We start from the raw sequence: 13,237 nt of genomic DNA, 5'->3' as shown, positions 1-13,237 counted from the left end.
CGGCATTTTTGTTTGTGGAGCGAGAAGTGGTTGTAAACGGAGCGCCGGGCTGTTAACTTTCCGGTGCGATGCTTGCTGACCACCTCACTTATCTGATCGAAGCACAAGAGCCGGCCGATCTGCGACGGTTGGCCGAGCATCTGCCCTTCGAGTGGATCGAACGCGCAGTCCAGGCGACCGGCACGGCGAGCATCCGGCGCCGTCGCCTTCCGGCCGAGCAGGTGGTGTGGCTGGTCATTGCGCTGGCGATGTACCGTCACTGGTCGATCAGCGAGGTCCTTGACAGCCTCGATCTGGCCTTGCCCAACGAGGCCGCCCCGTTTGTCAGCAAGAGCGCTGCGGCGCAGGCGCGTCAACGTATCGGCGAAGCGCCGATGGCGTGGCTGTTTGAACAGACCGCGCGAGCGTGGACGACTCAGGACGCGGCCCACCATGCGTTCAAGGGCTTAAGTCTGTGGGCAATGGATGGCACCACACTGCGCACCCCGGACAGCGCGGCCAACCGCGAGCACTTTGGCGCGCAGGGCTATGCCAGCGGCAAGGTGGCGAGTTATCCGCAGGTGCGCGCCGTGACGCTCACCGCCATTCCGACGCACCTGATCGCCGATATCAATTTCGGTCGCTACGACACCAACGAAATGGTGTACGCCAAAAGCCTGCTGGCGCAGATCCCGGAAGACTCACTGACGGTGTTCGACAAAGGCTTTCTGGCCGCGGAAATCCTGTGTGGCCTGACGATGAACGCGCGCAATCGCCACTTCCTGATTCCAGCCAAAGCCAACACCTGCTGGGAAGTCGTCTCGGGTAGCGCTGACGATGCGATGGTGCGCATGCGTGTGTCGCCGCAGGCGCGCCAGAAATGTCCGGCTTTGCCCGAATTCTGGAGTGCGCGGGCGATCCGTGCCATCGACGCGCGCGGACGCGAACGCGTGCTGCTGACTTCGCTGATCGATCGCCGACGCTTCAAACCCGCCGATATCGTCGCCTGTTATGAGCGCCGCTGGCAGATCGAAACCAGTTACGCCGAGCTCAAACAATCGATGCTGGGTTCGGAATTGACCTTGCGCAGCCGCACCGTCGCAGGCGTCTATCAGGAGATATGGGGCGCGTTGATCGCCTACAACCTGATTCGCCGCGAGATCGCCTGCGCCGCACGGGAGGCGAAACTTGCACCGACTGATATCAGCTTCGTGCGAGCCCTCCACACGATCCAGCACGAGATGATGTGGGCGGCCCTCACGCCGGCGTTTGCAAAATTACCCGCCTGCCTTCAGCGTCTGCGCGAAAGGCTCAAGTCTCTGCCCAACGAAAAACGACCCGGACGCACATGCGACCGGGTCGTCAAATCCCGCCCTAAACGGTACACCGTTCGCTATCTAAGAAAAGACCTTAACTGAACGGCATTAGCGCCCGCGAGGGGCTTTTCCTCGCCTTCCAGTACCCGGTGGAAATACCGGGTGTCAGCAACGTCTATCTGCTGAAGGCGGCATTGAACGCATTGCGCAGGCATCGGGGCGAAGCTGAACTCGATGCGATGGAGTTCCTGCAACTCGTGAGGGAACGGATGGCGCTGATGCGGATGGACAAGAGCCTGCTCTATCGCGCGGTGAACGAGGGCTTTTCCGGCGGCGAAAAAAAACGCAATGAGATCCTGCAGATGGCGGTGCTCGAACCACGCCTCGCAATACTCGACGAGACCGACTCGGGGCTCGACATCGACGCGCTCCAGATCGTCGCGCGGGGCGTCAACAGCGAGCGCCGCGCCGACCGGGCGATCGTGCTCGTGACGCATTACCAGCGCCTCCTGGATTTTGTGATTCCGGACCACGTGCACGTGCTGTCGCAGGGCCGCATCGTGAAGTCGGGCACGCGCGAACTGGCTCTGGAACTCGAACGCAACGGCTACGGCTGGATCGAAGGCGAAGCCCAATTGAGCGGTCCGGAGGGCATATGAACGTCGAAACGCTCGATCGCTTCCATCAGGCTTTTGGTCTCCTCGCCGGGCGGCTGCCGGGCGCGCGCCTACCCTGGCTGCAAGGCGCTCGCCGGTGCGCGTTCGAACAGTTCGGCGCGCTCGGCTTTCCAACCACCCGGCAGGAAGATTGGAAGTACACCAACGTCGCCCCCATCGAGAGACGGCCGCTGCATTTCATGACGGAGGGTGCGAACCATGTCGGCGCGAATCGCATCAGGGAGTGGGTCATCGATTCTTCGAGCCACCTGCTGGTCTTCGTGGATGGACGCTATGTGCCGGCACTCTCGAACGTCGATCGAATGCCGGGTGGCGCATTTGTCGGCAGCGTGGCGCAGGCGCTTCACACGATGCCCGAACTACTGGAGGCGGTGATTTCGTCGCCGGCGGCGGTCAATGGTTTCGCCGCGCTGAACGCCGCTTTCTTCGCCGACGGCTTCGTCGTCGCGTTGCCGCGCGATACAGCGATCGACGAGCCGATCCACGCGCTCTTCGTCACCGGCGAGGCGGATCTCGCCGTGCAGCCATTCAACGTCGTGCTCGCCGGAGCCCGTTCGCATTGCACGATCGTCGAGCATTTCGCCGGCTTGAACGACGCATCATATCTGACCAATGTGGCTACTCGCATCGAAGTGGAGAGGCCGCCGTTGTGGAGCATTATCGGTTGCAGCAGGAAGGCACGAAGGCTTTCCATATCGCATCGATCGACGCCGCGCAGCAGCGCGCAAGCCGCTTCGCGTCGCACGCGCTCGCGTTCGGAAGCGCGCTGTCGCGCACCGATATCAGCGTGAGCCTGAATGCCGAAGACGCTCAGGCGACGCTCAACGGCCTCTATCTCGCGGGCGGGCGGCAGCACGTCGACCATCACACGCGAATCGATCACGCGAAGCCGCACGGCACGAGCCGCGAGTATTACCGCGGCGTGCTCGATGGCGCCGCGCGTGGCGTATTCAACGGGAAAGTCGTCGTGCATCCCGACGCGCAGAAAACCGATACGCACCAGGCCAACCACAATCTCCTGCTTTCCCCCGACGCGGAAATCGATACCAAACCGCAACTCGAGATCTTTGCGGACGACGTGAAATGCACCCACGGCGCAACCGTGGGCCAGCTCGACGAGAATCAGCTCTTTTACCTGCGCGCTCGCGGCGTCGAGGAGCCGATGGCGAGGGCGATGCTCACCTACGCGTTCACCCGCGACATCGTCGACGGAGTGAGCATCGCTTCCCTACGCGGATGGCTGGAGGCGCTGCTGCTCGCGCACGTGTCGGAAGGCGAGCGCATCAAGGAATTGATATGAAGCCGATCGAACGCGTCCATTCGCCCGATCCGGGGCTTGTGCAACGCTGGCGCGCGGATTTTCCAATTCTGAACGAGCGCGTCCACGGCGAGCCGCTGGTCTATCTCGACAATGGCGCGACGACCCAGAAACCGCTGGCCGTCATCGACGCGGAGGCCGACTACTATCGGCAATACAACGCCAATGTACATCGCGGCGTGCATCAACTCTCCCAGCGCGCTACCGATGCATACGAGGCGGCACGCGCAACGATCGCCCGCTTCATCAACGCGGCGAACGTGGAGGAAATCATCTTTTTACGCGGTACCACCGAGGCCATCAATCTGGTAGCCCAGAGCCATGTCCGGCCGCATCTCGGCCCCGGCGATGAAATCCTGATCAGCGCGATGGAGCATCATTCGAATATCGTACCGTGGCAACTGGTTTGCGAGCAGACCGGCGCGGCGCTGAAAGTCGTGCCGATCGACGACGCGGGCGAATTTCGCTTCGGTGCATTCGAGCATTTGCTGAGCGAGCGCACGCGGCTGGTGGCGGTGACCCATCTGGCGAATGCGCTCGGCACCATCAATCCGGTTGCAGGGATCGTTGCGGCCGCCCATGCGCGCGGCGTGCCGATACTGCTGGATGGCGCCCAGGCCATTTCGCATCTGCATGTGGATGTGCGCGCTCTCGACTGCGATTTCTATGCGTTCTCGGGCCACAAGGTCTACGGCCCGACCGGCATCGGCGTGCTGTATGCGAAGGCGGCGCTGCTCGAAGCGATGCCGCCCTATCAGGGCGGCGGCGACATGATCCGCTCGGTGAGCTTCGAGAGAACGGAATACAACGTCATTCCGTACAAGTTCGAGGCGGGCACGCCGAACATCGCCGGTGCCATTGCGCTCGGCGCGGCGCTCAAATATGTGAGCCGCATCGGTATCGATGTCATCGCGGCGCACGAGGCGCACGTGCTCGACTACGCGATACAAGCGGTGACGGACTTGCCAGGACTGCGCCTGATCGGCACGGCGCGGGAAAAGGCGAGCATCCTGTCGTTTGTGATGGACGGTGTGCATGCCCACGATATCGGCACCATTCTCGATCATCATGGCGTTGCGGTACGCGCGGGCCATCATTGCGCGATGCCCGTCATGCAGCGCTACGGCGTGCCGGCCACGGTGCGCGCGTCGTTCGCGCTCTACAACACCCGCGACGACGTGGACGCGCTGATCGCGGCCCTGCACAGCGTGCGGGAGGTATTCGGCCGATGAGCGACTTGCGCGAACTATACCAGGAGGTCGTCTTCGACCACTATAGGCGGCCGCGCAATCATGGCGTGTTGCCCGGCGCAAACCGCAAGGCGGAGGGTTACAACCCGCTGTGCGGCGACAGGGTGATGCTGTACCTGAGGATCGAAGATGGCATCGTGAAGGGGGCGAGTTTCGAAGGCTCGGGCTGCGCCATCGCGACCGCGTCGGCGTCGCTGATGACCGAGGCACTGAAAGGCAGGACAGAATCAGAAGTTGAAGCGATGTTCGCGCACTTTCACGACATGGTGACCGCGTCCGCTCCTGTACCAGCGCTGCCGCCCGACTTGGGCAAGCTCGCCGTGCTGTCCGGCGTGCGCGAATTTCCGAGCCGCGTGAAGTGCGCGACGCTCGCGTGGCACACGCTGCATGCGGCGCTGCACGAGAAGGGCGGCACGGTATCGACGGAGTAGTGGACCATGAGCGAATTCGAATGGTTGAAATGGGCGCACCTCTATGACGACGCGGACGCGGAAGAACTCGAAGGTCGTGTTATCGCGGCGCTGCGCACCGTGTACGATCCGGAGATCCCGGTCAACATATACGACCTGGGGCTTGTGTATGCGCTTGACCTTGATGAGGACGCGGGGCGCGTCGACATCCGTATGACGCTCACCGCACCCGGCTGCCCGGTCGCGCAAACCTTTCCCGGCACGGTGGAGGAAGCGGTCCGCTCAGTGCGCGGCGTGAACGACGTCCATGTAGAACTGGTATGGGAGCCACCGTGGTCGCGCGACAGGATGTCGGATTCGGCGCGGCTGCAACTGGGGATGCTCTGAAATGTCGGACTGGGTCGAGGTCGCCGCCGTCGATGATTTTCCGCCGGGCACATCCCGCACGGTCGAAATGGACGGCGCGCAAGTCGCCGTGTTCAATCTGGATGGCGCTTACTATGCGATCCAGGACGTTTGCACGCACGACGGCGGCATTCTCACCGGTGGCGAGGTGGACGGCGACATGATCGTCTGTCCACGTCACGGCGCGCGCTTTTGCATCAGGACGGGCAAGGCGCTGACGCCGCCCGCCTATGAGGGTGTCGCGACGTTTCCGGTGCGCGTAGAGGGGGGGGTTGTCAGCGTACGCGACGCGCGCCGGGATGAAAGTGATTGACGGATACCATGACGCGAAGCTTGCTTTCGTAACCGAAGTAAGCCCAAGCGCGGCGCATAGGGCGCCTCGTGCGGCTGGTGTGTGGCCGATCTTCGGGGCGATCATGTCAGCATGGCTCGGAAATCGGGTAGGGCGGTCGTGGAATATTTCGTGGTTCTGGTTGGATTGCACCGGTGCGATATATCTCGGAGTATTCAAGCCGCACCGCACGCCTGGATTTAGGGAGCGTCTGCACAGCTCGTTTCGAAAGCGTGCGACAGGCTTGGGTGTAGGCTCGAGAACGGTATGCGTTGGAGCCCATCTCCTCTCACCGCGCACGGCCTGTCGGTGCCGAGGTCGGTCACGAAGTCGATACATGGTCCAGAGGCTCTGACTCGCGACGAATGGACGAAGGTCGGGTTAATCGTGCGCGGCATCTCTACGATTGGCGCAGCGCTTTGCGCATCATCCTTAGATTGCCCTGCACAAGTAACAGTTTATTGGCTTGCCTAGCAAGGCGGCTTCGAAAGAGTGGTGCGTTAGGACATCGCCGGGGTTGCAAGGCGCGGTAGCTAAAGGGCATCGACGAGCGGCTTCACTTCGGTCGGCATAGCAGCCGTGTCAATTGGCTGCATATTGTGGGCGTCGCGTCTCTTCAGGCTTGAAACGATTTCTCTCAAAGGACGCAGGCCATAGCCAATTCCAAACCACAAAAAAAGTGCAAGCACTGGAATCAGCGATAGCACGGGCCAGAACAAATGCATTGCGATCTCAGCTACTGCCTCCCACCGAGCCTTGCGCAACTGAGCGACTCGCACCAATATATCGCCGTCGCGCGCGACGAAGCTATGCCAGAGCTCACCGTCAAGAGTCATGTCGGACGGTCCTGCGCCCTGCGGCGGAGGCAAGCGGGCATCAGAGTCGCTGCTGAACACTTGCGTTGGACCTCGCCAGACCTGGAGCAAGACGCCGTGGGATAGTTGACCAGACATTCGGTCATCGTCGCGCAGTTGTTGGCCTCCCAGCGACAAGTGATCGCCGGTGTCAATCACAACGTGTCGCGCGATCACTTTCAACTGATCACCGAGAACCTCATCGAGTTCGGTCAGCGCGCCCCAATAGGTCGCGGCGCTGGCGAGTATGCCCGCCATCAAGGTGGCCGGCAGCAGCCACAGGAGCAGCCGCCGACGAAGCGATCTCACGCCAAGTCTCCGATTTGGTAGCCCACGCCTCGCACATTGCGGATCGCCTGTGCTCCAAGTTTGGGCGCAGGTTATGTACATCGATCATCCTCACAGGGGCCAATCGCCACGACATCACTCAACTGTTGCCGCTCATAGACGCGATCCCAGCTATTCGTGGCATTCGCGGGCGACCCTTGCAAAAGCCGCAGGTCGTCTACGCTGACCGTGCATACGACTCTGAACCACACCGGCAGAAGTTGCGCGATCGCGGCATTAATCCGATTCTCGCGAAGCGGCGCACCGTCCACGGATCTGGCCTTCGAAAGTACCGCTGGGTAGTCGAACGCACACATGCATGGTTCCATAACTTCCACCGTCTTCGAATCCGCTACGAGCAACTGGCGACAATGCATGAAGCCTTCCTCAAACTCGCTGCCTGCATGATCTGCTGGAATACTCTGCAACGATCTGCTCAGGCATTTTGAAACCACCTCTAAAATACTAGCGTGTGCTTCTAATCGTGCCCGTCCATACACGGGCGCGCTTCGCAGTAAAGCTGTGGGCGCCGGTGTCGCCTAAAAGCGACCCAAACCGAAGAACACATCGTAAATCGATCATGGAGTTAAAGAGGCGGCTCTCGTTTAATCGGGTTCTCTCTTGGCAATGTCGGTGAGCATTGCTGGATTAACATCGCTAAAGTTATTGAAAGAACTATCGAGTTTCAGAATTGTAATAAGCGAAATTATTGGGATAGCGTTTCAGAGGTAAGATGGGGCGTTTTTGATTTACCAAAGAGGGCGGGGTCCCGTGGCGCAAGGCGCAGACGACTGTGACGACGATGAGGACGATTTCACGTCCCTCCCCGACCCGGAGGTCGCGCGCATCGTGCTCGAACTCGACCGGACCATCATGCTGAAGCGGCGTGCGGCGGCCTTGCGTTACATCGTCCAGGGCAATCCGGTGCCGCTCCCCGTAAAACCGAGCCGCGCGGAATTGCTGGTGCTGACCGCGCTGGTTCAGACCTATGGCCCGTTGCTGTTCGGCCATGACTTCGCGCCGGTGCGCCAACGACTGGTGGAATGCGGTGCTGTGGCCCTACTGCAACGCGTCGTATTGGCCGAACCGGCTGGAGCGAGCATCGAACATAGCGAAGACGGGCAGATCGCCGCCTATCTGCAGGACGCGCGACCGATCTTCGAGGCACTCTGCCGCAAATTTCCCGGTGCGTTTCTGTCGGACGCTCGAAGTCTGCTCAAGCGCTTCACAACGCCACCCATGCCACGTACGCCGCCCTGGGAATCCGACGGCGGGGAGACCGACGATGGCTGAGCGCGACCCTCGCGCCCGGGCAAAACGCACCGCCGACGCGCTAACCCGGAGACGCTCAGCGCAGAGAAGCTGATCCCATGTCGGCGTTTCATTGGCACGGCGAGCGACGCGGACGCACCGCCAAATAGCACCGTAATAGCTCCCGCTCCGCCGCCGCCGAGATGCTGCCGGCCGATTCGCTTTTGTTATCGGGCTATCGACAAATCGGATTGTCGACGCATCAGGGCGGCTTTATATTGCTTCGACACAAGCCCACAGGACTGCGAGGTTCGCCTCGGCACGAAGGGCGAACAGAAGGAGACAGGGCATGGAAAAGTCGGACGATGGAGAGCAGGCGTTTATCACGGGCAAAGTGATGCGTCACCTCCTTCCATTTTTGCTGCTGATGTACGTACTCGCGTTCCTAGACCGAGCCAACATCGGCTTCGCGCAGAAGGCGCTCCAACATGACACTGGTCTATCGGATGCCGCCTTTGCCTTCGGTGCCGGCGTTTTTTTTGTAGGCTATGCGCTGCTAGAAGTGCCAAGCAATCTGATTTTGCATCGCGTCGGTGCCAGGCTATGGATGTGCCGCATCATGGTAACGTGGGGCGTAATTTCCGCGGCCATGGCATTCGCCCATTCGGCAAGCGCGTTTTACGTTTTGCGGTTCGCCCTGGGTGCCGCTGAAGCAGGTTTTTTCCCAGGAATCATCTATTACCTTACGCGCTGGTTTCCTCAGTCGTCGCGAGCGAGGGCGCTGGGCGTATTTTATTTCGGTGCGCCGCTCGCCTTCATATTCGGCAGTCCGCTCTCGGGCCTGCTGCTCGAACTGCACGGCAAGCTTGGCTTTGCGGGCTGGCAGTGGCTTTTCCTGGTGGAAGGCGGTCTTGCTTCGCTGGTGGGCGTATGGGCCTTCTGGTATCTCGACGACGAGCCGAGCCGTGCAATATGGCTATCACACGAAGAGCGGACCTTCTTGACAACGCGCATCGAGAAGGATGCGGTGAACGCGACAGCACATGGTCCGAAGAGTGTACTTTCTGCGCTCGTCGACTTACGCGTGTTGGGCCTCTCGCTGATCTATTTTCTGATTCAGGCCTCGGTGTATGGCGTAATCTTCTATCTGCCGCAGCAGGTGTCTGCGCTGCTTGGCACGAAGGTCGGTCTGAAGGTGGGGATCGTCACCGCGATTCCGTGGTTTTGCGCCGTCGCCGCCACCTGGTTTTTTCCGCGCTATGCCGAGCGTACGGGCTCGCATCGGGGCACGGCCATCGTTCTCCTCGTCGCAGCAGGCTTGGGCATCGCGATCTCCGGCATCGCCAGCCAGCCCGCGGTTTCCCTGATTGCGCTGGGCATCGCCGCAAGCAGCTTCATCGCTGCGCAACCGCTCTTCTGGACGTTTCCGACCCGTCGTCTTGCGGGCGCCGCCGCGGCAGCCGGGATCGCACTCATCAATTCGCTCGGCAGCCTTGGCGGCTTTTTCGCGCCGATGGCACGGAACGCCGCCGAACAGGCCTTCGCGTCGCATAGCGCAGGGTTGGTCTTGCTGGGAACGGCAAGCCTGCTCGCGGCGCTCGCCATCTTCGTCTTGGTTAAAAGCTCCAGCGTCGTCGACTATGTCGGCGCCACGACGACAAAGACATCCTGATTACAAGATCCACGCCCGCGATAAATTCAAGCGACACTCAAGGAGGACACTTCATGTCAATGCCAACCATCCGCCAGGTTCGCGCCTTCACGGTCCGCGGAGCCGGCGCCGACTACCACGATCAAGCCGCGGGTCACTGGATTGATGACCATATCTCGACACCCATGGCGCGCTACCCGGAGTATCGCCAAAGCCGCCAATCCTTTGGGCTCAACGTGCTTGGCACGCTGGTCGTCGAGATCGAAGCAAGCGACGGCACCGTCGGTTTTGCAGTGACGACCGGCGGTGAGATCGGGGCGTTCATCGTCGAAAAGCACCTGGCGCGCTTCATTGAAGGTCAGCGTGTGACTGACATCGAGAAGATCTGGGATCAGATGTACTTCTCGACGCTTTACTACGGCCGTAAGGGCATCGTGCTCAATACGATTTCGGGCATTGATCTCGCGCTATGGGATCTGCTCGCCAAAGTGCGCAAGGAACCGGTGCATGCGCTGTTGGGCGGCCCCGTCCGGGATGAACTCCAGTTCTATATGACGGGCGCTCGACCCGACTTTGCCAAGGAACAAGGCTTCATCGGCGGCAAGCTTCCGCTGCATCACGGTCCAGCAGAAGGCGCAGAGGGAATGAGAAAGAATCTCGAGCTCCTCGCAGATATGCGCTCGAAGTGCGGCCCTGACTTCTGGCTCATGTACGACTGCTGGATGAGCCTGGACGTCGACTACGCGACCCGCTTTGCGACCACGGCTTACAACGAGCTTGGCTTAAAGTGGATCGAGGAGGCTCTTCCGCCCGACGATTACTGGGGATACGCCGAACTGCGCAAGAACGTGCCGCGTGGGATGCTTGTCACGACGGGCGAACATGAAGCAACCCGATGGGGTTTTCGCATGCTGTTTGAAATGGATTGCTGCGACATTGTTCAGCCCGATGTTGGATGGTGCGGTGGCATCACTGAGCTAATCAAAATATCGGCGTTGGCCGATGCGCATGGCAAGCTCGTTGTCCCTCATGGATCTTCGGTCTACAGCTATCACTTTGTCATCACGCGACACAATAGTCCCTTCGCAGAGTTCCTCAACATGTCGCCTGGGGCTGACAAGATCGCCCCGATGTTCGATCCGCAATTGCTCGACGAACCGGTGCCTGTGAACGGACGAATGAAGGCGTCTGCGCTTGACGCGCCCGGCTTCGGAGTTCGACTGAACCCGGATTGCGCGCTGGCCCGTCCTTACACACATTGACCCTGCATCGAGGTGAACGCCATGCTTCTCGACGAGAAAGTGGTAGTTGTGACTGGCGGGTCGCGCGGCATCGGCCGGGCAATCGCCGTCGCTTGCGCGAAAGAAGGCGCTAACGTTGCTATTAACTACTGGGGCGACAACGACAAGTCCTACGGACGGCTCTCGGCCGTGGAGGAAGTGCTGGCCGAGATCGAAGGGCTCGGTCGACGCGCGATCGCCGTGGAAGGTAACGTAGCCGAACCTGCCACGGGCGTTGAACTCGTGAGCCGCACGGTCGAGGCGTTTGGGCGTGTCGATGTTCTTGCGAGCAACGCGGGCATTTGTCCCTTCCATGCGTTTCTCGACATGCCGCCATCAGTCTACGAGAGGACGGTCGCTGTCAACTTGAACGGCGCGTTCTACGTAACGCAGGCCGCTGCAAATCAAATGAAAGCGCAGGGCACGGGCGGCTCGATTGTCGCGACAAGTTCCATTAGCGCTCTCGTCGGGGGCGGCATGCAGACGCACTACACGCCAACCAAGGCGGGCGTGCATTCGCTGATGCAGTCATGCGCCATCGCACTCGGCCCCTATGGCATTCGATGCAACTCGGTCATGCCAGGCACGATTGCGACGGATTTGAACGCCGAAGACCTCGCCGACGAGCAGAAGCGCAAATATATGGAAAAGCGCATCCCTCTAGCCCGGCTAGGCGCGCCGGATGACGTCGCGCAGTGCGTGGTATTCCTGGCGTCCGACCGCGCACGCTATGTCACGGGTGCGTCGCTTCTCGTGGACGGCGGACTGTTCGTGAATCTGCAGTAATGGTTGCCGCCGAGTATTTGCGCAAGAGCGCAATGAAGTACTCGGCGGGCTCGGCGAGCGGCTCTTCCTTTCGGCGCAAAAGGCCAAACCCCGCCAGGCTCTTGCCGATCTCGAGCGGCAACTGGACCAGGAGTTTCGCGCGCAAATAATCGCGGACCACGGATTCGGGCAGCATCGCGACCGCATCGCTGTTCTGCAAGAGTTGCAGCGTCGCGAAAATCGATGCGCATTCGACCACGTTCGCGGGCGTCGCAAGACCGGCATTGGCCAGTTCCTCCTCGAAGAGGTTGCGGGCGGGACTCGTAATGGGCTGCAAGATCCAGGGCCACGGCATTAATGCATCAAGGCTCGCGGTTTTCGCGCGCGAGAGCGGGTGCGCGGCTCGCACGACGAGGCGCATGGTCTCGCGGGCGAGGGGCTCGAAGTCCAGATCATTGTGTGAAAGTGGAGTAGTAAGGCGCCCGAGTGCGATATCGACTTCGCGGCGATGTAAAAGCTGCACGACCTGGTCGCTCGTCTCTCCGAGGATGCGCACACTGAGTAATGGCCGCTCTGCCTTCATTTCAGCGACGGCCATCGCGAGTACGTCAGGCGCAGCGCCCATGATCGCACCGACGGTCAGCTGACCATAGCCGCCGCGGCGCTTGATCTCCAGATCGGCGGCGAAACGGGTGAGTTCGGAGAGCGACCGGCGCGCGTAGGCGAGGATGGTGGCCCCCAGCGCAGTGGGCTGCATGCCGCGCGCATTGCGTTCGAAGAGCGAAAAGCCGAACGTCTCCTCAATGTCAGACAGCATGCGACTGGCACTGGGTTGCGCGATGTGAACCTCCGCAGCGGCCTGGTGCAGATTCCGGGCGTTGTCGAGCGCGACTAGCAAGGCAAGATGTCGGAATTTCAAACGGTTGATGAGGGCAAGCTGATTGCACGTCGAGTTCATTTTGCGAGTCCTTCCTGCGATGCAATAACGTGATCGGCCGATCAGAAATACGGATTGTTGTGTTATCGCAAGCGGATTATATTCAATCCCACGAGGTTCCGGCAGAGAGCCCTCACGACAACATTAAGAGGTCGTTGGAATGGAGACAATCGCGTTTCGCATGATGCTCAAGCCCGGCATGGGCCCGGAGTATGAACGGCGTCACCACGAAATCTGGCCTGAACTTGCCGATGCGCTGCGTGCAGCCGGCGTCCACGACTACTGGATCTTCCTCGACGAAGCGAGCGGCGCGCTTTTCGCAACCTTGAAGCGCGATCCCTCGCACTCGATGGACGAACTGCCGTCGCTGCCACTCATGCGCAAGTGGTGGGACTACATGGCGGACCTGATGGACACACAGGCTGACCATTCGCCCGTCGTGATACCGCTCGCGCCCGTGTTTCACCTTCCCTGAGTTCCTCGAAT

The 13,237-nt window shown here is 60.8% G+C and carries 11 protein-coding genes and 4 pseudogenes; 13 read left to right on the top strand and 2 right to left on the bottom strand.

Annotated features, from left to right (window positions below):
• The first annotated feature begins 68 nt into the window (after window positions 1-68).
• The 7 genes and pseudogenes from ACEN42_RS42915 to ACEN42_RS42885 all read left to right on the top strand — a co-directional run bounded on the left by ACEN42_RS42915 (window position 69) and on the right by ACEN42_RS42885 (window position 5,668).
• Window positions 69-1,397: an IS4 family transposase gene (locus ACEN42_RS42915; protein ID WP_371884622.1), complete on the top strand. Its 1,329-nt coding sequence runs from the start codon at window positions 69-71 to the stop codon at window positions 1,395-1,397.
• An 11-nt stretch (window positions 1,398-1,408) separates the two neighbouring features.
• A pseudogene (gene sufC, locus ACEN42_RS42910) lies at window positions 1,409-1,954 on the top strand (Fe-S cluster assembly ATPase SufC); the annotation flags it as partial.
• Window positions 1,951-3,272 (top strand): annotated as a pseudogene (sufD, locus tag ACEN42_RS42905) (Fe-S cluster assembly protein SufD). The pseudogenes sufC and sufD, both read left to right, overlap by 4 nt.
• On the top strand, window positions 3,269-4,522 hold the full coding sequence (locus ACEN42_RS42900; RefSeq protein ID WP_371885230.1) for a SufS family cysteine desulfurase: 1,254 nt from the start codon (window positions 3,269-3,271) through the stop codon (window positions 4,520-4,522). Before sufD ends, ACEN42_RS42900 begins: the two are co-directional and overlap by 4 nt.
• Window positions 4,519-4,971: a Fe-S cluster assembly sulfur transfer protein SufU gene (gene sufU, locus ACEN42_RS42895; RefSeq protein WP_371885229.1), complete on the top strand. Its 453-nt coding sequence runs from the start codon at window positions 4,519-4,521 to the stop codon at window positions 4,969-4,971. The genes ACEN42_RS42900 and sufU overlap by 4 nt, the downstream gene beginning before the upstream one ends.
• A gap of 6 nt (window positions 4,972-4,977) precedes the next feature.
• A complete protein-coding gene (locus ACEN42_RS42890) occupies window positions 4,978-5,337 on the top strand; it encodes an SUF system Fe-S cluster assembly protein (protein WP_371885228.1) in 360 nt (119 codons plus the stop codon).
• A 1-nt stretch (window position 5,338) separates the two neighbouring features.
• Window positions 5,339-5,668 carry a Rieske (2Fe-2S) protein gene (locus ACEN42_RS42885; RefSeq protein ID WP_371885227.1) on the top strand — a complete coding sequence of 110 codons (330 nt, stop codon included), beginning with the start codon at window positions 5,339-5,341 and terminating at the stop codon, window positions 5,666-5,668.
• Window positions 5,669-6,222: 554 nt separating this feature from the next.
• Here the strand turns inward: ACEN42_RS42885 and ACEN42_RS42880 are convergent.
• Window positions 6,223-6,798, bottom strand: a pseudogene (locus ACEN42_RS42880) (two-component sensor histidine kinase); the annotation flags it as partial.
• Between the two features lie 137 nt (window positions 6,799-6,935).
• Between ACEN42_RS42880 and ACEN42_RS42875 the strand changes: the two are divergent.
• The 5 genes and pseudogenes from ACEN42_RS42875 to ACEN42_RS42855 all read left to right on the top strand — a co-directional run.
• Window positions 6,936-7,316 (top strand): annotated as a pseudogene (locus ACEN42_RS42875) (transposase); the annotation flags it as partial.
• Window positions 7,317-7,638: 322 nt separating this feature from the next.
• A complete protein-coding gene (locus ACEN42_RS42870) occupies window positions 7,639-8,160 on the top strand; it encodes a hypothetical protein (protein ID WP_371885226.1) in 522 nt (173 codons plus the stop codon).
• A gap of 307 nt (window positions 8,161-8,467) precedes the next feature.
• Window positions 8,468-9,790 (top strand): MFS transporter, encoded by a 1,323-nt coding sequence (locus ACEN42_RS42865; RefSeq protein ID WP_371885225.1) that lies wholly within the window; start codon window positions 8,468-8,470, stop codon window positions 9,788-9,790.
• 53 nt (window positions 9,791-9,843) lie between these two features.
• Window positions 9,844-11,031, top strand: a complete 1,188-nt coding sequence (rhmD, locus tag ACEN42_RS42860) for an L-rhamnonate dehydratase (protein WP_371885224.1) — start codon at window positions 9,844-9,846, stop codon at window positions 11,029-11,031.
• A 21-nt stretch (window positions 11,032-11,052) separates the two neighbouring features.
• Window positions 11,053-11,835: an SDR family NAD(P)-dependent oxidoreductase gene (locus ACEN42_RS42855; RefSeq protein ID WP_371885223.1), complete on the top strand. Its 783-nt coding sequence runs from the start codon at window positions 11,053-11,055 to the stop codon at window positions 11,833-11,835.
• Here the strand turns inward: ACEN42_RS42855 and ACEN42_RS42850 are convergent.
• A complete protein-coding gene (locus ACEN42_RS42850; RefSeq protein WP_371885222.1) occupies window positions 11,783-12,772 on the bottom strand; it encodes a LysR family transcriptional regulator in 990 nt (329 codons plus the stop codon). The two genes, ACEN42_RS42855 and ACEN42_RS42850, sit on opposite strands and share 53 nt — an antisense overlap.
• Before the next feature lie 139 nt (window positions 12,773-12,911).
• Between ACEN42_RS42850 and ACEN42_RS42845 the strand changes: the two genes are divergently transcribed.
• On the top strand, window positions 12,912-13,226 hold the full coding sequence (locus ACEN42_RS42845; RefSeq protein WP_371885221.1) for an L-rhamnose mutarotase: 315 nt from the start codon (window positions 12,912-12,914) through the stop codon (window positions 13,224-13,226).
• The last annotated feature ends 11 nt before the right edge of the window (window positions 13,227-13,237 follow it).

The organism is Caballeronia sp. S22, assembly GCF_964261745.1.
GTDB classification, from domain to species: Bacteria; Pseudomonadota; Gammaproteobacteria; order Burkholderiales; family Burkholderiaceae; genus Caballeronia; species Caballeronia jiangsuensis.
This window is presented reverse-complemented; position numbering and strand designations above follow the sequence as displayed.